The organism is Pseudosporangium ferrugineum (assembly GCF_003002065.1).
Taxonomy (GTDB): Bacteria; Actinomycetota; Actinomycetes; order Mycobacteriales; family Micromonosporaceae; genus Actinoplanes; species Actinoplanes ferrugineus_A.
The window spans coordinates 53,924-73,799 of record NZ_PVZG01000002.1; the positions used below are offsets into that span (position 1 = coordinate 53,924).

The window sequence follows — 19,876 nt, forward strand, 5'->3', positions numbered from 1 at the left end:
AAGGGGGTCCTGCGTTTGTCAATCGTGGTGGTCCCGGAGGTGTGTGTGATGGATACGACGGAGCCCGCGGCGCGCACCGTACGGCGGCCGCTGCGAGCCGATGCCCGGCGCAACTTCGACGCGCTGATCGACGCCGCCCGGGAGGTCTTCGCCACCGACGGCGCCGCCGGGTCGCTGGAGGGGATCGCCCGCCGCGCCGGGGTCAACATCGCCACGCTCTACCGCAACTTCCCCACCCGGGCGCACCTGTTCGAGGCCGTCTACCTGGACGAGGTGGAGGCCCTGGCGCGGACGGCGGCGGACCTGGGCCATCTCGGCCCCTGGGACGCCCTGGAGACCTGGTTGCGCCAGTTCGTCAGCTACGCGACCACCAAGAAGGCCGTCTACGACGCGATCGCGCACCAGGAGGAGATGTTCGTGGCGGGCCGCGACATCATCCACGCGGCCGGCCGCCCGCTCCTCGAACGGGCCCAGCAGGCCGGCCAGGCCCGCGGCGACGTGAGCTTCGACGACGTGCTCTTCCTGGTCAACGGCGTCAGCGGGGCGAATTTCGTGCAGGACGCCCAGCGGGACCGGGTGCTGACCATGGCGCTGGACGGCATCCGGCCCCGCCCCTGATCACCCGAGCTCGGCCAGGTCCACCGAGGCGGCCATGGCCCGGGCGCCGGCGTCGTTGAGGTGCATGCCGTCGCCGGCGTCCAGGTCCGGGCGGATGCGGTCGGGGGCGCCGGGGTCGGCCACCGCCCGGTCCACGTCGAAGAACGCGTCGACGGCGGTGGTGCCGCGGAGCCAGTCGTTGACCTCGCGGCGGGCGGCGAGGCCCTCGGGCGTGCTCAGCCCCTCGTAGGTGGCGCCCCCGAACGGGCCGATCGTGCCCGCCAGGATCCTCAGGCCGGCGTCGTGGGCGCGGGCGGCCAGCGCGGTGAAGCCCTCGATCAACTCGCCGGACGTGGCGGGGGCCGCGCCGTACATGCGGGGCAGGACGAGGTCGTTGATGCCGAGGAAGACCAGGACGTGGGTGACGCCGGGGATCGCGAGCACGTCGCGGTCGAAGCGCGCCAGGGCGTGCTCGCCGACCCCGTCGACCAGCAGCCGGTTCCCGGACAGGCCCTGGTTGACGACCCAGCCCCGGTCCAGCCGCCGGTTCAGGAGGTCCACCGAGCGGCGGTCCGCGCCCGGAGTCGTGCCGACACCCTCGAACCAGGAGTCGCCGAACGCCACGGCGACCGCGGTGTCGTCCGGCGCGAGCACGTCGACGCCCGAGACGATGAACCGGCCCGCCACCCGCTCCTCGTCCGGCAGGGTGGCGGAGGCGGTGTGATCGCCGGCGGCCGTCCGGGCGGTCTCCAGCGCCATGTGCGAGTACGTCGTCAGTCCCGTCTCCCCGGGCAGGTAGAGGCTGACGGTGAGATCGGCCCCGGCGGCGACCGGCAGGTCCACGGGATCCGAGACCGCCTCCTCCCGCGGCGGGATCACGAGCTTGCCGATGCCGCCGAACGTGAGGGCCGCCAGGCGGTGCCCGGTCCCCGCGGTGGCGGCGCCGATCGTGAGCGGGGTGCGGCCGTAGCGGTTCGAGAGGCGTACGCGGATGCTCTCCCCGCCGCCGGCCAGGTGGATGCGCTGACGCAGGGTCTGGTCGGCGAAGCCGCGCGGCTCGCTGAACCTGATGGGCTCGTACGGGCTGATCATCGCCGTACGGAATCCGGCCGTCCACATGGTGAGCCTCCGTTCTGGTAACTGCTGGGCTTGCTGCACCACTATGGTTAGGCAACTTCCCGATGGGAAGTACGTACCCGAAGGTGCGTAAGTGAGCCCGAGGAAGGAACGGGGATGGCGACGACCACGGCGGCCCAGCGGCGGGCGCGGGCCAAGGCGGAGTACGACGCGTTCCTGGCCGGCTGCCCCAGCCGCAAGCTGCTCGACCGGATCTCCGACAAGTGGGTCACCCTGATCCTGGCGGCCCTGGGCGGCGCCGGCGGGCCGATGCGCTACTCGGAGCTGGGCCGCCTGCTCGCCGGGATCAGCCAGAAGATGCTCACTCAGACGCTCCGCTCGCTGGAACGCGACGGCCTGGTCACCCGCGCCGTGACCCCGACGGTGCCGGTCACCGTCACGTACGAGCTGACCGCGCTCGGCTCCTCGCTGCACCTGCTGATGCGGGGCCTCAAGGCGTGGGCCCAGGAGCACATGGACGAGGTGCTCGCCCACCGCGAGACGTACGACGCCCGGGACGCCTGACCTGGCGATTTAACGATTGCCGAAGTCTTGCTGAACACCAGGCGTCCACAGTCTGTCGGGGAGTGTTCACTCCCCGTACGGATGGAGGTCGTGGTGTGTCGTCGATCAGCGAGGTGACGGTGGTGGTGGCCGACCCGCAGCCCGTCGTGCGCAACGGGCTGCGGGCGCTGCTGGGCTCCGGCACCGGCGTGCGGATCGCCGCCGAGGCGGACACCCGGCGCGACGCGGTCCGGCTGGCGTCGGCGCACCGGCCCGACGTGCTGATCCTGGACCTGGACCTGTGCGGCGGGACCGAGGCCATCGCGGAGGTTCTGCAACGGGCGCCCGGCGTGGCCGTCCTGATCTTCACGACCCGCGACGACGACGCGTCCGTGCTCGCGGCCATGCGGGCCGGCGCCAGCGGCTATCTGCTCAAGAGCACGGGCGACGAGGGGATCCTCCGGGCGGTCCGGGGCCTCGCCGCGGGCGAGGCGGTCTTCGGGTCCGTGATCGCTCGCCGGCTGACCGGCCTGCTCGCCGTGCCGCCCGCGCCGGAGGAGGCCTTCCCCGGGCTGACCGCGCGGGAGCGGCAGGTGCTCGACCTGGTGGCGACCGGCCTGCGCAACGCGGCGATCGCCACCCGGCTCCAGCTGTCGCCCAAGACCGTCAGCAACCACCTCTCGGTGATCTTCGGCAAGCTGCGGGTGGACGGGCGCCCGGGCGCGATCGTCCTGGCCCGCGAGGCCGGGCTGGGCCGCCGGTAGCCGCGGCCGGCCCGTTCACGCCCCGGTCCCGGCCGGTGCGTTCGCCATCGCGTCGGCGAGCCGGGTGATGGTCGGCCGCAGGTACAGCTCGCGCAGCGACACCCGGGGCAGGCCCGCCCGGCTCTGGGCGGCGAAGAGCCGGACCGCCAGCAGCGAGTTGCCGCCCAGCTCGAAGAAGTCGTCGTCGACGGTGACCGCGCGGCCGAAGACGCTGCCCCAGATGTCGAGCAGGGCGCCGGTGATCCCGTCCGCCGGCGGCGGGTCCGCCGCCGGCGCCGGAGGCTCGCCGCCGGTGGGGGCGGGAAGCGCGGCGACGTCGAGCTTGCCGTTGATGGTCAGCGGCAGGGCGGGCACCGCGGTCACGGTGCTGGGCAGCATGTACTCCGGCAGCATGCGGGCCGCCGCGCGGCGTACGGCGGTCGCCGAGCCGCCGTCGAGCACCACGTACGCGTCGAGCCGCGCCTCCTCCGCCGCGCCGGTGACCACCACGGCGGCCTCGGTCACGCCCGGCTGCTCCCGCAGGACGGCGCGCACCTCGTCCGGCTCGACCCGGTGCCCGCGCAGCTGCACCTGGTTGTCCAGCCGCCCGAGGTGTTCCAGCTGCCCGTCGGGACGCAACCGGCCCCGGTCGCCGCTGCGGTAGATCGTGCCGCCGGCGTGCCCGTCCGGCCGGAACCGTGCCGAGGTCAGCTCGTCGCGGTTGAGGTAGCCGGCGGCCACGCCCGCGCCGCCGACCCAGATCTCGCCCTCGGCGCCGAACGGCAACGGGCGGCCCCGGCCGTCGCGGACCGAGACGGACCATCCCGGCAGGGCGGTGCCGACCGAGCGCGACCGTGACGCCATGTCGGCGGGCGTCACCGTACGGGTGGTGACGTGGACCGTCGTCTCGGTGATCCCGAACATGTTCACCAGGCGCGTACGCGGATGCCGGTCGTGGAACGCCCGCAGCGCCGAGGCGTCCAGCGGTTCGCCGCCGAAGACGACCAGGCGTACGGACAGCCCGCGCGGCGCCTCGGCGTCCGCGTCGCGCAGCTGGGCGAAGGCCGACGGCGTCTGGCTGAGCACGGTGACCCGCTCCCGGCTGACCAGCTCGTGGAACTCCTCCGGCGAGCGGGACACCCAGTACGGCACGCCGACCAGGCGCCCGCCGGTGAGCAGGCAGCCCCACATCTCCCACACCGAGAAGTCGAACGCGGCGGAGTGGAACAGCGTCCACACGTCGCCGGGGCCGAGCCCCAGGTCGCCGGCCGTCGCGTCGAGCAGCGCCATGACGTTGCGGTGCGGCACGAGAACCCCCTTCGGGCGGCCGGTCGACCCGGAGGTGTAGATGATGTACGCGGGGTCGTCCGGTCCGCCCGCGGACGCGACGGGGCGCGCGGCCGGGCCGTCCGCGCGCAACTTGTCCGGCGAGGTCAGCGGCACGCCGTCGACCTCGGGGAAGCCGTCGACGTCGGTGACGACCAGGGCCGGCCGCGCGTCCCGGACGGTGAAGGCGAGCCGGTCGGCGGGCGCGCGGACGTCCATCGGCACGTACGCGGCGCCGGTCATCAGCACGCCGAGCAGTACGGTCATGAGTTCGGCGCCGCGATCCAGGCAGACGCCCACCCGGGTGCCGGGGCCCGCGCCGCGATCACGCATGGCCGCGGCGAGCAGCTCCGCGCGGCCGGACAGCTCGCCGTACGTCAGCGTCGTCGCCCCGTCGGTGAAGGCGGGAGCGTCCGGCCGCTCCCGGGCGAGGGCGGCGAAGGCGGCGTGGACGGTGCCCCGGCGCCGGCCGGTTCCCGCCGGGGTCCGGCCGGCGCCGAGGACCCGGGCGGTCTCCTCGGGGGTCATCAGCTCCACGTCGGAGACCAAGGTGGACAGTGGCCGACCGGCCAGGGCGGCGGCGGCCCGGAGCAGCTGCGGGGCGAACGCCGCCGCCACCGCCGGTGCCAGGTACGCCTCGTCGAAGAGGCAGTGACCGGTGAGCCGCCCGTCCGGCTGCCACCGCCAGGCGACCGTCACCGGGAACGGCGGGGCGGCCGGCTCGCACCGGACCGCCGGGTCGGTCGCGGGCAGCAGGATGCCTAGTGCGGGCAGCCGGTCGGCGTCCGGGCCGGCGTGCAGACCCGCCTCGGCCCGCCGGGTCAGGGCGTCGAGCGTGTCGTCGTCGGCGACCTCCGGCACCGCGACCGTGACCGCGTCCGGGCCGACCACCGCGAACGCCGCCGGTTCGCCGTAGCGTGCCAGCACCAGCGCCGTCGCGGCGACGAGCTGCGCCGGCTCCGGGCGGGGGCACGGCACCGAACCCAGCTCGGCACGGGCGTACCGGCCCGCGCGGGTGCCGTCGCCGAGGCCGAAGGCGGGTGCCGGGGCCACCGGGGCGGTCCACGGTCCGGGTGGTGCACCCGGTGCCGGCGGCGTGCCGGGGGTGGCGGCGCCGGTCAGCTCGCGGGCGAGCCGGTCCAGGTCCGCCGGGCCCAGCGCGGCACGGTGCGCGCTCAGCACGAGGTCGGCGCGGCCGTCGGCGTACCGGAGCAGCACCGCCCGCACGCCCGGAGCCGGGACCGGCCGGCGCAGCTCGCGCCGCCGCTGCCGCGCGGCCTCGTGGTGGCGGCGCGGGACCGGCAGGGTCTGCGACCAGACTTGTACGGGCGAACCGCCGGCGAGCCCACCGGCGGGCAGCGGCACCACCAGTCCGTGCGTGGCGCGTTCGGGCCGGGTGCCGTACTCGGGATGGGTGAAGAAATGACGGGCATCCATGCGGACTCCTAGCGTGCGGTGAATCCGCCGTCGACCACCTGGACGGTCCCGGTGACCTGGCGGGCGTCGTCGCCGGCCAGCCACAGGGCGGCGGCCGCGACGTCGGCGGGCTCGACGAGCGCGTTCATGGGCTGGGCCTGGACGAAGGTCGCCTCGTGCTGGGCGACCGGCACGTCGAGGCAGCGGGCGATCTCGGAGAGCATCCGGCCCTCGACGGCGGGATCGTCGCGCACCGAGCCGGGGCACAGCGCGTTGATCCGCACCTTGAGCGGGGCGTAGTCCAGCGCGGCGGCCCGGGTCAGCCCGATGATCCCGTGCTTGGCGGCGACGTAGCCGGCGAAGTTCCGGTAGCCGACGAGCCCCGCCGTGGAGGCGATGTTGACGATGCTCCCGTCCCGGCGGTCCAGCATGGCCGGGACGACCGCCTTGATCATCCGCCAGGCGCCGGAGAGGTCGACGTCGATCATGACCGCCCACTCCCGCTCGGTGATCTCGTGGATCGCCTTGCCGGCGGGCGCCGCGATGCCGGCGTTGTTCACCAGCACGTCGATGCGGCCGAACCGGTCCAGCGCCGCGCGGGCGACGGCCGTCGCGGCGGCCTCGTCTCGGACGTCGCCCTCGACGGTCAGGACCGTGGCGCCGTGCTCCCGGCACCGCGCCGCCGTCCCGGCCAGCTGCTCGGCCGTCCCCAGCGGGTAGGGGACCTCGTCGAGGTCGGCCGCCACGTCGACGAGGACCAGGTCGGCCCCCTCGGCGGCGAACCGTACGGCGCAGGCCCGCCCCAGGCCGCGCGCGGCCCCGGTGATGATGGCTGTTCTGCCGGTCAGCCTCATCGTGGACCCCGGACCGCCGGCTCGGCGGTCGAGCGGGCCACGACGGACAGGACCACCGCCGGTGACCCGGTCAGGTACATGTGGCCGCCCGGCAGCTCGACCAGCTCGAAGGCGGCGGCGGTGGCCGCCTTCCAGCCCGCCGCCTGCCCGAGGCTGACCAGCTCGTCGGAGACGGCGTGCAGCACGGTGATCGGCGCCGCGAGGGGCTCGGCCGAGAGCGGCCGGTACGCCTCGTGCATCTCCACGTCCGCGCGCAGCGCCGGCAGCAGGATCTCGCGCATCTCGGGGTGGTCGAAGACCGGGTGCCGGTAGCCGGCGAGCTCCTCGACGCGGGCCAGGAACCGGTCGTCGTCGAGGCCGCTCGCCCGCCGCTCGCGGACCGTCCACGGGTCCGGGGAGCCGCTGACGAACAGGCGCGCCACCGGAATGCCGTTCGCCTCGAGCCGCCGGGCCAGCTCGTACGCGAGCACCGCCCCGAGGCTGTGCCCGAACAGCGCCAGCGGTCCCGGCCCCAGCGGCAGCCGGGCGACCTCCTCCAGCAGGCCGTCGGCGGCCCGGTGCACGTCGGTGCACGGCGCCTCCGCGATGCGCCGCTCGCGGCCCGGCAGCTGCACCGGGTGCACCGTGACACCGGCGACCTCCGCGTCGCGCCAGGGGTGGAAGAAGCTGGCGCCGGCACCCGCGAACGGCACGCACAGCAGCTGGACGGGCATGGTCGTCTCCTCGCGTGACAGGTTCATGAGCCGGCCACCGGTACGGCCGGCGCCGCGTCCTCGACCGGGGAGTCCGGCCGGCGGGCCCGCTGGGCGGCGGGCACGATGAGCGCGGCGGCGACCAGCACCACCGCGGCGATGAGCCCCCAGCCCCACGCCCCGAACGCGATGACGATGCCGGAGAGCAGCGCCGGCCCGACCACGTTCTGGCTGATGACGTGCAGGTCGAACGTGCCCAGGTACTCGGCCGGCGCGCGCTCTGGGGCCAGCCCGTACGCCATCCCCCAGGCCGACGCGGACTGCATCACCTCGGTGACGGAGAAGACCAGCAGCGCGGTGATCAGCACGGCCATGGTGACGACGGTGTTCGAGGTCCAGGTGGTGACGGCCGCGATCCCGCAGGCGGCGGCCAGCCAGACCCCGGAGCGGCGCGCCATCCGCGAGGCGCCGCTGAGGGTGTCCGCGCCGCGGCTCGCCCGCACCTGGAAAGTGATGACGAACGCCGTGTTGAGGACCAGCATCAGCGGGACCGTCCAGTGCGGCGCCGACGTGCGGGTCAGCACCCACAGCGGCAGCGCCACCAGCACGATGTTGACGTGCGTGGCCAGCACGGAGGACAGCCCGACGACGGAGACGAAGCGCAGGTCGCGCACCGCCGAGAACTTCTTGGCGCGTACGGCGGTGGGCCGGGCCCGGTCCGCGGGCAGGAAGCGCACCAGCAGCGCCGCGACGGCGATGAGCACCGCCGTGGACAGGGGGATGGCGTCGAGCACGTCGCGTCCGAGCACGGCGACGGCGGCGATGCCGCTGCCGATGCTGAACCCGATGTTGAACACGGTGCGCATGACGGCCCGCATCCGCACCCGGTTCTCCGGCGGGACGAGCGTCCCGATCAGCGCCGCCATCGACGGGCCGGTGCCGAACTCCAGGAAGCCCATCACCACGATGAGGGCGAAGAAGACCGGGAGCGAGTGCACCAGCGGGTAGAGCGTGAAGCCCACCGCCTCGGCGACGAACAGGATGGTCAGCAGGCGCCGGGCGCCGATCCGGTCGGACACCATGCCGAGCAGCAGCGAGGCGGTGAAGCCGGCCAGGCTGGCGGCGGAGATGCCGAGGCCGACCTGGGCGGGACTCAGCCCCACGGCCAGCGTGAAGTAGATGACGTTGCCGCTCATGAACACGCCCTTGCCGACCGATTCGGCCAGCCGTATGCCCATCAGCTTTCGAAGGTCCGGTTCGGACGGAATGAATCGCACCGGCACATCGTGCGGCGGCCGGGCGCCCGGCCGGCAGGGTCGCCGGCCAGGGCGGACCCGGGAACGTTTCCCGGTACGGCCGGGAACCCGCGCCCTGCCCGCCGGGACGCCGGGCGGCCAGGGTGGACGTCATGTTGGACCTCAGCACACTCGACCTTGCATGGCTCGCCAACCGGCTGCAGCGGCGGTTCGGTTCCCGGGTCGACCCGTGGTGCGAAGGACTGCCCGCCCGGGTCACGGACATCGCCGCCCGGTGGGACCTGACCATCGAGGCGCGGATCGGCCGTGGCAGATCCTCGGTCACGTTCCGGTGCGCCGGCCCGCAGGGCCCCACCGTCCTGAAGATCTGCCCGGACCCGTCGATCCTCGCCGAGGAGGTGAAGATGCTGCGCCTGCAACTGCCCAGCGGGCGGGTGCCGATCGTGTTCGAGCACGAGGGCGAGGCGGCGCTCATCGAGCTGATCGGCTCCGGGGTGCTGGCGGAGGACCTGCCCACCCCGCCCACCGGGGAGGAGTACGCGGCCTTCCTGCGCGACCTGCACTCCGTGCCGCTGCCCGGGCGGGCGCCCCGCCGGCTGCACGGCTGGACCGAGGTGCTGTTCGAGTCGGCCAAGCGTCGCGGCGCCGACCTGGGCACCAGTCCGCAGCTGCGCGACGAGCTGATCGCCACGCAGCCCCGCGAGGTGCTGCTCCACGGCGACCTGCATCTCGGCAACGTGATCGACGGCGAGGAGCGCGGACTGGTCGCCGTCGACCCCATCTGCTGCGTCGGCGACCCGTGCTTCGACGCCATCGACTTCGCGCTGGAGGGCACCACCCGCGAGGAGATCCTGCGCCGCCGCGACGAGCTGGCCAAGGCATACGACCTCGACCTCGAGCGGTACGACACCTGGTGCCGGGTCACCGCGCCGATCGCCTTCGCCGACGCCTCGCACGTGAAGCCGGCCCACGCCGCCGCCATCCGGGCGTACCTGGACACCCCGCCGCTGCGCGGCTGACAGAGGAGATTTCGTATGTCGCGCACCGGCCCCGCGTCCTTCGCGCACGAGCGCCTGTTCTTCGTCGACAAGCTGCAACCCGGTCACGCCGGCTACGTGGTGGCGTTCGCGCTGCGGCTGCGTGGCGACCTCGACGCCGGCCGGCTGCGCCGGGCCCTGCGGGACCTGGTCAGCCGGCACGACGCCCTGCGCACCACCTTCGAGGTGCGTGACGGCCGCCTGTTCCAGCGGATCGACCCCGCGGCGGAACCCGCGATCGAGGTCGTGTCCCGCCCGGCGGAGGACGAGGAGGCGGGGGACGCCTACCTGCGTGGCCTCGTCACCCGGGGCGCCCGGGAAGCGTTCCCGCTCGACGCCGGGCCGCTGCTGCGGGCCACGATCGTGTCGTGGTCGCCGGCGGAGCACGCGCTGGTGGTGCTGGTGCATCACATCGCCTGCGACGGCTGGTCGGTGGGCCTCCTGCTGGCCGACCTGGCCGCGTTGTACAACGGCGTGCCCGTCGCCGCCGCGCCGTCCTATCTGGACTACTCCGTCGCCCAACGCGAGGAGTGGGAGACCGGCGACGACAGCCTGGCCTTCTGGCGCGGGAGGCTCGCCGGGGCACCGGCCCTCGCCCTGCCCACCGACCGGCCGCGCCCGGAGGTGCTCGGCGACCGCGGCGCGGTGCTCACCCGGCCGCTGCCCGCCGAACTGCTCGCGGGGCTGACCGAATGGTCGCGCGCCCGGCACGTCACGCTGTTCGTCACCGCGCTGGCCGCGTACGCCGGCCTGCTCGCCCGGGACCTCGTCATCGGGGTGCCGGTGGCGAACCGCCTGGAGGAGGAGCAGGAGGCGCTGGTCGGGTGCCTGGTGAACATCCTGCCCGTGCGCCTCGACGCGTCGGGCGGCCTGCCGTTCACCGGGCTCGTCCAGCGGGTCCGCGAGGCCACCCTGTCCGCGCTCGCCCACCAGCACGTGCCCTTCGAGCGGATCGTCGCGGCCGTCCGTGGCGACAGCCGCGCCCCGCTGGTCCAGACGTCGTTCGGCGTGCAGAACTTCCCGTTCCGCCTGCCGGAGTTCGCCGGCCTGGCGGTCACCGAGGTCGAGGCCGAGATCGACGCCGCCAAGTTCGACCTCGGGGTGTCCGTCGACCTCAACGCGGACCGGCCGTTCGTCCGCGCCGAATACAGCACCGACCTCTTCGGTGTCGGCACCGTGACCGCCCTGCTGGACGCGTACGTCGCCACCCTGAGCGCGGTGGCCCAGGCGCCGCCCGGCGCGGAGCCCGACCTCCACCGGATCCGCTGGGCCCCGGCCCCGGCCCCGGCCGGGCCGGCCGCCGTCACGCCGGGCGCCACGGTCCCGGACGCGGACCGCGAGGTGCGGGAACGGATCCGGCTGATCTGGGCCGAGGTCCTCCGCCGGCCCGACGTCGCGGCGGGCGACAACTTCTTCGACCTCGGCGGCACCAGCCTCGGCATGATCGCGCTCCAGCAGGCGATGAGCCGGGCCGGGTTCGACATGGCCATGGTGGACCTGTTCCGGTGCGGCAGCGTCGAGGCCTGCGCGCGGCACCTGACCGCGGCACCCGCCCCCGCCGCGCTAGACGGCGACCGCACGGCCCGGCGCGACGCCGCCGTCCGCGGACTGGCCGAGCGCCGGCGCGCCCTCGCGGGAGGCGGCCGTGGCTGACGACGACGCGGGACGCGTGGCCGTCGTCGGGATGGCGGCCCGGGTGCCGGGCGCGGACGACGACCTCGACCTGTTCTGGGACAACATCGAGCACGGCGTCGACTCGGTCGGCCACTTCGACCGCGAGGAGCTCGCCGCCTGGGGCGTCGCCCCGGAGCTGCTGGCCCGCGCCAACCTGGTGCCGGCGCACGGCGTGCTGCCCGACCCGTTCCGGTTCGACGCGGAGCTCTTCGGCTACTCGCCCGACGAGAGCGCGCTCATCGACCCGCAGCAGCGGCTCCTGCTGATGTGCGCGTGGGCCGCGCTGGAACACGCCGGGCAGCCGCCCGTCGCCGCGAACGGCAACCGGACCGGCGTGTACGTCGGCACCGGCATGAACGTCTACCTGATCGACAAGGTCCTCAAGCACCGGGCGGCGATCGCCGACGCGGCCGGCCTGATGCTGGTGATCGGCAACGACAAGGACTTCGCCGGCACCCGGATCGCCTACAAGCTCAACCTGCAAGGGCCGGCGCTGACCCTGCAGACCGCCTGCTCGACGTCGCTGGTGGCGGTGCACACGGCGGTGCAGAGCCTGCTCACGTACGAGACGGACATGGCCCTGGCCGGCGCCGCCACGGTGGCGCCGCCGTCCCGCCGTGCCCACCTCTACCAGCAGGGCGGCATCTTCTCGCCGGACGGGCGCTGCCGGACGTTCGACGCCGCGGCGAGCGGCACCGTGCCCGGCGACGGCGTCGGCGTCGTGGTGCTCAAGCGGCTCGAGGACGCGCGGCGCGACGGCGACACGATCCACGCCGTCATCGCCGGGACGGCGATCAACAACGACGGCTCGCGCAAGACCGGCTTCACCGCCCCCGGGCCCGCCGGCCAGGCCGCGGTGATCAGGGCCGCGCTGGCGGTCGCCGGCGTCGAGCCGGACAGCATCGGCGTCGTCGAGACGCACGGCACGGGCACCGCGCTGGGCGACCCGGTGGAGGTCGCCGGCCTGCGGGAGGTGTTCGACACCGGCACCCGCACCCGGCAGTGCGCACTGACGGCGGTCAAGTCCAACATCGGGCACCTCGACACCGCCGCGGGCGTCGTGGGCCTCATCAAGATGGTCCTGGCCCTGCGGCACCGCACCGTCCCGCCGGTGGCGCACTTCGAGACCCCCAACCCGCACCTCGCCCTGGACCGTACGCCGTTCCGCGTGCCCGCCAAGGCCGAGCCGTGGGAACCCGTCGGCGGCGTCCGGCGTGCGGGCGTGAGCGCCTTCGGCATCGGCGGCACCAACGCCCACGTCGTGCTGGAGGAGGCGCTGCCGCAGCCGGAGCCGGCCGGGCCCGCGGCACCGCAGGTGCTCCTGGTCTCGGCCAGATCGTCGGACGCGCTCGACCGGCGCCTGCACGAGCTGGCGGAACACGCCGAGCGCCGGCCCGGCGACCGGTTCGCCGACGCGGCGTTCACGCTGCGGGCCGGCCGTACCCCGATGCCCTGGCGCGCCGCGGTGGTCGCGGACGCGGCCGGCGCCGGGCGGGCGCTGCGGGCCGCGGACACCCGGCGCCAGCTCGACGAGCGGCGGCGCAGCCGGGGAGTGGTCCTGGCGTTCACCGGCCGGCTGCGGCCGGTGGACACCGCCGACCCGGTGTACCGGGCGGTCCTCGACGAGGTCGCCGGCCGGGTCGGCGGGCTGCTCGGCGCGGACCCGCACGCCGCGCTCCGGGACGCGGCGCCCGGCAGCGACCTGGACCGCCTGGCCACGTTCGCCGCGGCGGTGGCCCTCGCCCGCGGCGTGCTCAGCCGCGGCATCCAGCCCCGTGCGGTGCTGGGCCCGGGCGCCGGGGAAATCGCCGCGGCCTGCGTCGCCGGGGTGTTCACGGTGGGCGACGCCGCGGAGGCGCTCGCCCGGGGCGGAATCCCGGCCCCGGTCGCGGCCCCCGCCGTCCCGGTGCACCCCGGCCCGGTCGCCGAAGCGCTGACCGGCCTCGACCCGGCCGCCTGCCTCGCCGTCGGGCCCGCCCTGCCGGCGCCGGCGGACGGCGTCTCCCCGGTGCTGCTGGCCGCCGCCGACCACCTCGGACTGCTCGAGGCCGTCGCCGGCCTGTGGCAGCTCGGGTTCGGCGGCCCCTGGGAACCGATCCACGACCGGGGACGGCGGCGGATCCCGCTGCCCACCTACCCCTTCGCGACCCACCGACACGTCATCAAGGAGCAGTAGAGATGCAGGACGTCACGGACGAGACTCGGGTGCTGGCCCTCGCCCAGCTGTGGAAGGACGTGCTCGGTGTCGAGCAGGTCGACGAGCACGACGACTTCTTCGCGCTCGGCGGCCACTCGCTGACCGCGCTGGACCTGACCACCCGCATCCGGGAGGAGCTGGAGCTGGATGTACGGCTGGCGCACGTCTTCGACAACACCACGTTCGGCGCCATGACGGAGATCGTCCGGACGGCGGCCCCCGCCACCGGGCCGTTCTGAGATGGCCACCCCGGACTGGGAGCCGCTGATCGCCCGGGTTCTCGACCCGGGGGAGGACGGCAGCTCGTTCGTGGCGCGGGGCGGCACCTCGCTCCAGGCCATCGAGCTGCTCTCCCTGGGCCAGCGGCACCTGGCACTGACCGTCGACCTCGCCCGGCTCCTCGGCCCTGAGCCGCTGGGCACGGTGCTCGCCGCGGCGTCGCCGTACGCCGACCCGGTGCCGCCCCCGGCGCAGCAGGGCCGGGCCACCCGGGAGCTGCTGCCCGGCCAGCGCCCGATGCTGGCCGCGCACCTGCTCGAGCGGGACCGGCCGTACCACCTCATGTTCACCCTCGAGGCCGCCGGGCCGCTGGAGCCGTCCCGCGTCGCCCGGGCCCTGGGCCGGCTCGTCGCCCGGCACGAGTCGCTGCGCACGATGTTCGTCGCGTCCGCCGGGTCGTACGGCCGGGTCGTGCTCGGCCCCGCCGAACGCCCGAGGCTGCTGCACCAGGCGCTGCCCGGGCTCCCCGGCCCGGCGGTCGACGCCGTGCACGAGCTGTACGGGCCGGCCGCCGCCGAGCTGCTGCGCCCGTTCGAGCGCCCCCCGGTGGCGTTCGTGCTGACCCGTACGGGCGACCGCCACCTGCTCACCCTCCTGGCCCACCACGTCGTCGTGGACGGGTGGAGCATCGGCGTGCTCTGCCGCGAGTTCACCGAGCTGTACGCCGCCGACCGGGACGACGCCGTCCGCGGCCCGTCGCCGGAGCAGACCGGCGACCGGCTGGCCGCGGTGGAGGCCTCCGGGGCGCTGCCGGCCGCCCTGGAGCGCGCCGGCGCCCGCCTCGCGGGGGTGCCGACGTCGGTGAGCCTGCCGACCGACCTGCCCCGCCCGGCCGAGCTCGGCGGAGCCGGCACCCGGCTCGCCTTCACCCTGCCGCCCGGCCTGCGTACGGCCGTGGACGGGCTCGCGCGCCGCTGCGCGGTGACCGTGACCACCGTGCTGATGTCGGCGTGGGCGCTGGTGGTGGCCCGCCGCACCGGTCTCGGCGATTTCCTGCTCGGGATCCCCGCGGCCGGGCGCTTCGACGCCGCCACGCTCGGCGGCGTCGGGCTGTACACGCGCGTCGTGCCCGTCCGGTGCCGGGCCGGCGACGACCTCGGCCGCGCCGCGTTCGTGCGCGGGATCGGCGAGGCGGTCTCGCAGGCCGTCGCCGACGCGGACGTCCCGTTCGAGCGGCTCGTCGCCGCCGTCGGCGAGGAGCCCGACCCCGCCCGCAACCCGGTGGCGCAGCTCGGTTTCGCCGCCCACCACGAACTCGTCCCCGAGACGATCGGCGACTGGTCGGTCCACGAGGGACACTGCCGGGGCGCCGTCTTCGACGCGATGCTGTACCTACAGACGTGGTCGGACCGGCCCCGCCTCGCGCTGGAGTACGCCCACGGCGCCCTCACCGCGGCCGAGGCCGGCGAGCTGGCCCGGTCGCTGGAGGCGGCGCTGAGCGAGCTCACCGAGGCGCCGGACGCGCCCCTGTCCGAGGCCCGGACCATCGCGCCGGAGCAGCGCCGGCTGCTCGCCGAGTGGGGCACCGGCCCGGCCGCCGACGCCCCCGGCGACATTTGGAGCAGCTTCGCGCGGGTCGCCCGGGACCTGCCGGACACGGTGGCCGTCCGCGACGACGGCGGCGAGCTGACGTACCGGCAGTTGCACGCTGCGGCGGTCGAGCAGTCGCGGCTGCTGGCGGGCGCCGGGGTCGGCGCGGGCGACCGGGTCGCCCTCGACCTGCGCCGCTCGGTGGACGAGGCGGTCGCCGTGCTGGGGGTGCTGCGGCTCGGCGCCTGCTACGTGGCGGTGGACCGCACCGCCACGGCGGAGTGGCACGCCCACGTGACGGCGATCGCCGCGCCCCGGGCCTGCGTCAGCGACCGCTCCGACGGCCCGCGGGGTCTCGCCGTGACGGACTGCCCCCTGGCCGGCGCTCCGGCGGGGGACGCGGAACCGCCCCCGGCCGCACCGCCGGACGGCAGCCGCGCCGCGTACGTGTCCTTCACCTCGGGCTCGACGGGCGTGCCCAAGGGCGTCGTGGTGCCGCACCGGGCCGTGCTGCGGCTGGCCGCCGACCGTGCGATGTTCGCCCCTACGGCACCGCTGCGCATGCTGCGCCTGGCCCCGCTGGCCTTCGACGCCTCGACCCTCGAACTGCTGGTGCCGCTCGTCCGGGGCGACACGGTCGACGTCTACCCGCCGGCCGAGCCGACGCCGGCGGGCCTGACGGAATTCCTGCTCACCCGGCCGGTGACCCACGCCTGGCTGACCTCCGGGCTGTTCCACCTCGTGGCCGACCACCGGCCGGACGCGTTCGGCCGGCTGCGGCAGCTGTTCACCGGCGGCGGAGCCGTCTCGCCCGAGCACGTGCGGCGGGTGCTCGAGCGCTGCCCGGACCTGCGCGTCACCAACGGGTACGGCCCCACCGAGAACACCACGTTCACCACCACGTTCCATGTGGACGCCGCGCACGAGGTGGGCCCGGCGATGCCGATCGGACGCCCGGTGGCCGGCACGGACGTCGTCGTCGCCGACCGCCACGGCCGTCCCGTCCCGCCGGGCGGCGTCGGCGAGCTGTACGCCCTCGGGCTGGGCCTGGCCGACGGCTACCTGCACGACGACCGGCGCACCGCGGCGGCCTTCACCGGTGACGGGCAGGGGCGCGCGTACCACACCGGGGACCTGGTGCGGTGGGGCTCGGACGGGCAGTTGCGGTTCCTCGGGCGCACCGACCGGCAGGTGAAGATCTCCGGGCACCGGGTCGAGCTCGCCGACGTGGAGCGCCGGATCAAGGGCCACCCGGCCGTCGTCGACGCCGTGGTCTTCGCCGCGCCCGCGACCGACGGGCGGTCCGCGAGGCTGTGCGCGGCGGTCAAGCTCCACCCGGGACAGGACGGCATCGCGCCCGTACGGACCGCCGTCGAGGCCGGGCTGGCGCCGCACGCCCGCCCCCAGCGCTGGACGGTCGTGGCGGAATTCCCGCTCAACCGCAACGGCAAGGTGGACCTCGACGCACTGGCCGCGGCGCCCCGCCCGGCCGCCGAGCCGCCGGTCCGCACCCGGACGCTGTCGATCGCCCGGCTGGAGAAGCTGGTCGCCGACGCGTGGACCGCCGTGCTGGGCACCGACGACTTCGACGTCGACGAGGCCTTCTTCGACGTGGGCGGCGACTCGCTGCGGCTGGCGGTGGTCCGCACCCACCTGCGTGCCGAGCTGGGCGGCCACCCGCTGCCGCTGACCGACCTGTACCGCTATCCGACCGTGCAGACCCTCGCGGGCCACCTGCACGCGCTGACCTCCGGAGGACTGTCATGACCGGTGACGAGGACATCGCGATCGTCGGGATGGCCGGTCGCTTCCCCGGCGCGGCCGATGTGGAGGAGTTCTGGTCCAACGTGGCGTCCGGGCGGATCTCCATCCGTACGCTCGACCGCGCCGACCTGCTCGCCTCGGGCGTGCCCGCGGCCGAGGCGGACGACCCGGCCTACGTGCCGGCGCGCGGGGTGCTCGCGGACGCCGACCTGTTCGACGCGGACTTCTTCGGCGTCGTCCCGGGCGAGGCCGCGCTCATGGACCCGCAGCACCGGCTGCTGCTGCAGACCGCGTGGGAGGCGCTGGAGTCGGGCGGGCTGATCACCGCCGCGCCGCCCGGGTGGGTCGGCACCTTCGCCGGCGCGGGCTTCAACTACTACCTGCACCACACCGTCCTGGCGGACCCTGCGACCGTCCGCGACCACGGCCTGCTCGCGGTCGTGCTGGGCAACGAGAAGGACCACCTCGCGGCGAAGCTGGCGTACCGGCTGAACCTCGCCGGCCCGGCGGTGACCGTGCAGACGGCCTGCTCGACCTCGCTCACGGCGGTGCACCTCGCGTGCCAGAGCCTGCGCGCCGGCGACTGCGACGTCGCGCTCGCCGGCGGCGTCTGCGTGGCGGTGCCCCAGCATTCCGGCTACCTGTACGAGCCCAAGGGCATCCTGTCCCCGGACGGCACGTGCCGCCCCTTCGACGCCGCTGCCGCCGGCACGGTGCCGGGCAACGCGGTGGCGGTCGTCGCCCTGAAACGCGCGTCCGACGCGGCGCGCGACGGCGACCTCGTCCACGCCGTCATCAAGGGCTCGGCCATCAACAACGACGGCGGCGCCAAGGTCGGCTACACCGCTCCCGGCGTGGCCGGCCAGGCCGACGTGCTGCGGCGGGCGTACGCGAACGCCGGCGTCGACCCCGCCACGGTCGGCTACCTGGAGGCGCACGGCACGGCCACGGAGGTCGGCGACGAGATCGAGCTCGCGGCGCTCACCGAGGTCTTCGGCAAGCGTGCCGCGGACGCCCCGCCGTGCTCGCTCGGGTCGGTCAAGGCCAACGTGGGGCACCTCGACGCCGCCGCGGGCGTGGCCGGGCTGATCAAGGTGGCCCTCGCGCTGCGGGCCCGCCGGATCCCGCCGCTGGCCGGGCTCGGCGTGCCCCGCGACGAGTTCGCCTCGGACTCGTTCCCCTTCACCCTCGACCCGGCGGCGCGGCCCTGGACCGTGGAACCCGGCGGCGTCCGGCGCGGGTCGGTGAGCTCGTTCGGCCTCGGCGGCACCAACGTGCACGTCGTCCTCGAGGAGGCGCCGCGGCCCGGTGCCGGCCCGGACGGCGGCCCGGCCTCGCGGCCCGCGCTGCTGACGGTCTCCGCGCGTACGCCGGACGACCTGGCCGCCGCCCGCCGCCGGCTGGCCGCGAGCCTGACCGGGTCCGTGAGCCTGCGGGACGCGGCCCTGACCCTCCAGTCGCACCGGCGGCCCTTCCGGCACCGGCAGGCGATCGTCGCGCGGGACGTGGCGCAGGCCGTCCGCGACCTGTCCCGCGACGGCGGTCGCGCCGCCGCGCGGCGGCCCAGCCTGGTCTTCCTCCTCCCCGGTCAGGGAGCGGAATTCCCCGGCATGGCCGCCGACGTCTACGCCGCCCACCCGTCGGTGCGTGCCGACGTGGACCGGGCGGCCCGCATCCTCGCGCCGCTCCTCGGCCTCGACCTGCGCGACGTCCTGCTGGACCGGGACGCGTCCGAGGAGCTGATCCACCGCACCGACGTGGCCCAGCCGGCGCTGCTCGTCCACGGGTACGCCCTCGGCCGCCTCCTGACCACCTGGGGCCTGCGCCCGGGCGCGCTGCTGGGCCACTCGGTCGGCGAGTTCACCGCCGCCTGCCTGGCCGGCGAGCTCGGCTTCGGGGCGGCGCTGCGGCTCGTGGCGAAGCGGGGAGCCCTCATGCGGGACGCGCCCCCCGGCGGCATGCTCATCGTCTTCGCGGGCGAGGACGAGGTCCGGCCGCACCTCGGCGATCTGGACCTCGCCGCCGTCAACGGACCGCGGGCGGTGGTCGTGGCGGGCCCGGCCGGCGCGCTCGACGGGCTGCGCGGGCGGCTCGACGCGGCGGGCCTCACGCACCGCGCGTTGCCGGCGCGGCGGGCGTTCCACTCGCGGATGATGACCTCGGCCGCCGAGGAGTTCGGCCGGTACGCGGCCACCGTGGCGGCGCACGACCGGCGCCTCGACGTCATCGACGCGAGCAGTGGCGACCTGCTGGAGCGCGGCGGTCACCGCGACGCCGCCGCCTGGGCCCGGCAGCTCCGCTCGCCGGTGCGCTTCGACCGGGCCGCCCGCACCGCGCTCGCCCTGCCGCGCCCGGTGTTCCTGGAGGTCGGACCGGGCCGGGCGCTGACCGGGGCGGTACGCCAGGCCGGCGGCACCCCGGCGGCGACCGTGGCCGTCCAGCCCGACCGCCGCGCGGACGGCGGCGACGCGCTGGTGGCGGCGGTCGGTGAGCTGTGGGCCGCCGGCGCCGGCGTCGACTGGGCGGCGTTCCGCGGCTCGGACGGGGCGCGGCGGGCGGTGCTGCCGACGTACCCGTTCGCCCGTACGCGGCACTGGCTGACCTCCGGGCCGGGCCGCCCGGTCCCCTCCGCACCGGTGGAGGAGGCCCCGCCGCCGAGCGCGGGCACCACCGTCGAGCGGGTGATGGGGATCTGGCGCGACGTGCTCGGGATTGCGGGCGTGACCAGCGAGTCGAACTTCTTCGACCTGGGCGGGGAGTCGCTGCTGTTCCTGCGGATGATCGCCCGCACCCGCCGGGCCTTCGGCGTGCCGATCGACGTCGAGGAGGTGTCCCGCCGGCCCACGCCGGACACGCTGGCGGCCCTGGTCGACGCCGCGGGACGGGGCTGA

The 19,876-nt window shown here is 75.6% G+C and carries 14 protein-coding genes; 9 read left to right on the top strand and 5 right to left on the bottom strand.

Features of this window, described 5'->3' with window-relative positions; all coding sequences use genetic code 11:
- Positions 1-48 precede the first annotated feature (48 nt).
- Complete coding sequence (locus CLV70_RS04490; RefSeq protein ID WP_106125085.1) at positions 49-618, top strand: TetR/AcrR family transcriptional regulator; 570 nt, start codon at positions 49-51, stop codon at positions 616-618.
- Here the strand turns inward: CLV70_RS04490 and CLV70_RS04495 are convergent, their stop codons facing one another.
- Positions 619-1,716, bottom strand: a complete 1,098-nt coding sequence (locus CLV70_RS04495; protein WP_106125086.1) for a GDSL-type esterase/lipase family protein — start codon at positions 1,714-1,716, stop codon at positions 619-621.
- Between the two features lie 114 nt (positions 1,717-1,830).
- Between CLV70_RS04495 and CLV70_RS04500 the strand changes: the two genes are divergently transcribed.
- Together CLV70_RS04500 and CLV70_RS04505 are read left to right on the top strand one after the other, a co-directional pair.
- Positions 1,831-2,238 (top strand): winged helix-turn-helix transcriptional regulator, encoded by a 408-nt coding sequence (locus CLV70_RS04500; RefSeq protein ID WP_106125087.1) that lies wholly within the window; start codon positions 1,831-1,833, stop codon positions 2,236-2,238.
- Positions 2,239-2,333: 95 nt separating this feature from the next.
- Entirely contained in the window at positions 2,334-2,981 is a 648-nt protein-coding gene (locus tag CLV70_RS04505; RefSeq protein WP_211303630.1) for a LuxR C-terminal-related transcriptional regulator, read from the top strand.
- Between the two features lie 15 nt (positions 2,982-2,996).
- Here CLV70_RS04505 and CLV70_RS04510 read toward each other — a convergent pair whose 3' ends face one another.
- Genes CLV70_RS04510 through CLV70_RS04525 form a run of 4 tightly spaced genes read right to left on the bottom strand, consistent with a single transcriptional unit; the run spans position 2,997 to position 8,525 of the window.
- Positions 2,997-5,723, bottom strand: coding sequence for an amino acid adenylation domain-containing protein (locus tag CLV70_RS04510; RefSeq protein ID WP_106125088.1), 2,727 nt, complete (start codon positions 5,721-5,723; stop codon positions 2,997-2,999).
- 8 nt (positions 5,724-5,731) lie between these two features.
- Positions 5,732-6,556: an SDR family oxidoreductase gene (locus CLV70_RS04515; protein ID WP_106125089.1), complete on the bottom strand. Its 825-nt coding sequence runs from the start codon at positions 6,554-6,556 to the stop codon at positions 5,732-5,734.
- Positions 6,553-7,269, bottom strand: a complete 717-nt coding sequence (locus tag CLV70_RS04520; RefSeq protein WP_106125581.1) for a thioesterase II family protein — start codon at positions 7,267-7,269, stop codon at positions 6,553-6,555. Before CLV70_RS04520 ends, CLV70_RS04515 begins: the two co-directional genes overlap by 4 nt.
- A 23-nt stretch (positions 7,270-7,292) precedes the next feature.
- A complete protein-coding gene (locus tag CLV70_RS04525) occupies positions 7,293-8,525 on the bottom strand; it encodes an MFS transporter (RefSeq protein ID WP_146163955.1) in 1,233 nt (410 codons plus the stop codon).
- 131 nt (positions 8,526-8,656) lie between these two features.
- Here CLV70_RS04525 and CLV70_RS04530 point away from each other — a divergent pair, with 131 nt between their 5' ends.
- From CLV70_RS04530 to CLV70_RS04555, 6 genes are read left to right on the top strand one after another with little or no spacing between them, the layout of a single operon-like run.
- The gene (locus CLV70_RS04530; protein ID WP_106125091.1) at positions 8,657-9,523 is read left to right on the top strand and encodes an aminoglycoside phosphotransferase family protein; all 867 of its coding nucleotides are present in this window, start codon (positions 8,657-8,659) and stop codon (positions 9,521-9,523) included.
- Between the two features lie 15 nt (positions 9,524-9,538).
- Positions 9,539-11,194, top strand: a complete 1,656-nt coding sequence (locus CLV70_RS04535) for a condensation domain-containing protein (RefSeq protein WP_106125092.1) — start codon at positions 9,539-9,541, stop codon at positions 11,192-11,194.
- Positions 11,187-13,391 carry a beta-ketoacyl synthase N-terminal-like domain-containing protein gene (locus CLV70_RS04540; protein WP_106125093.1) on the top strand — a complete coding sequence of 735 codons (2,205 nt, stop codon included), beginning with the start codon at positions 11,187-11,189 and terminating at the stop codon, positions 13,389-13,391. Before CLV70_RS04535 ends, CLV70_RS04540 begins: the two co-directional genes overlap by 8 nt.
- Positions 13,392-13,393: 2 nt before the next feature.
- Entirely contained in the window at positions 13,394-13,651 is a 258-nt protein-coding gene (locus CLV70_RS04545) for a phosphopantetheine-binding protein (protein ID WP_106125094.1), read from the top strand.
- Position 13,652: 1 nt separating this feature from the next.
- Positions 13,653-16,988 (top strand): non-ribosomal peptide synthetase, encoded by a 3,336-nt coding sequence (locus tag CLV70_RS04550; RefSeq protein ID WP_106125095.1) that lies wholly within the window; start codon positions 13,653-13,655, stop codon positions 16,986-16,988.
- Positions 16,985-19,876 carry a type I polyketide synthase gene (locus CLV70_RS04555; RefSeq protein WP_106125096.1) on the top strand — a complete coding sequence of 964 codons (2,892 nt, stop codon included), beginning with the start codon at positions 16,985-16,987 and terminating at the stop codon, positions 19,874-19,876. The genes CLV70_RS04550 and CLV70_RS04555 overlap by 4 nt, the downstream gene beginning before the upstream one ends.

What these genes read in the sequence shown, in the direction of transcription:
- CLV70_RS04515 (WP_106125089.1), bottom strand. Translation starts at nt 6,556, where the DNA reads ATGAGGCTGACCGGCAGAACAGCCATCATCACCGGGGCCGCGCGCGGC.
- CLV70_RS04495 (WP_106125086.1), bottom strand. Translation starts at nt 1,716, where the DNA reads ATGTGGACGGCCGGATTCCGTACGGCGATGATCAGCCCGTACGAGCCC.
- CLV70_RS04520 (WP_106125581.1), bottom strand. Translation starts at nt 7,269, where the DNA reads ATGCCCGTCCAGCTGCTGTGCGTGCCGTTCGCGGGTGCCGGCGCCAGC.
- CLV70_RS04535 (WP_106125092.1), top strand. Translation starts at nt 9,539, where the DNA reads ATGTCGCGCACCGGCCCCGCGTCCTTCGCGCACGAGCGCCTGTTCTTC.
- CLV70_RS04510 (WP_106125088.1), bottom strand. Translation starts at nt 5,723, where the DNA reads ATGGATGCCCGTCATTTCTTCACCCATCCCGAGTACGGCACCCGGCCC.
- CLV70_RS04490 (WP_106125085.1), top strand. Translation starts at nt 49, where the DNA reads ATGGATACGACGGAGCCCGCGGCGCGCACCGTACGGCGGCCGCTGCGA.
- CLV70_RS04550 (WP_106125095.1), top strand. Translation starts at nt 13,653, where the DNA reads ATGGCCACCCCGGACTGGGAGCCGCTGATCGCCCGGGTTCTCGACCCG.
- CLV70_RS04500 (WP_106125087.1), top strand. Translation starts at nt 1,831, where the DNA reads ATGGCGACGACCACGGCGGCCCAGCGGCGGGCGCGGGCCAAGGCGGAG.
- CLV70_RS04530 (WP_106125091.1), top strand. Translation starts at nt 8,657, where the DNA reads ATGTTGGACCTCAGCACACTCGACCTTGCATGGCTCGCCAACCGGCTG.
- CLV70_RS04555 (WP_106125096.1), top strand. Translation starts at nt 16,985, where the DNA reads ATGACCGGTGACGAGGACATCGCGATCGTCGGGATGGCCGGTCGCTTC.
- CLV70_RS04545 (WP_106125094.1), top strand. Translation starts at nt 13,394, where the DNA reads ATGCAGGACGTCACGGACGAGACTCGGGTGCTGGCCCTCGCCCAGCTG.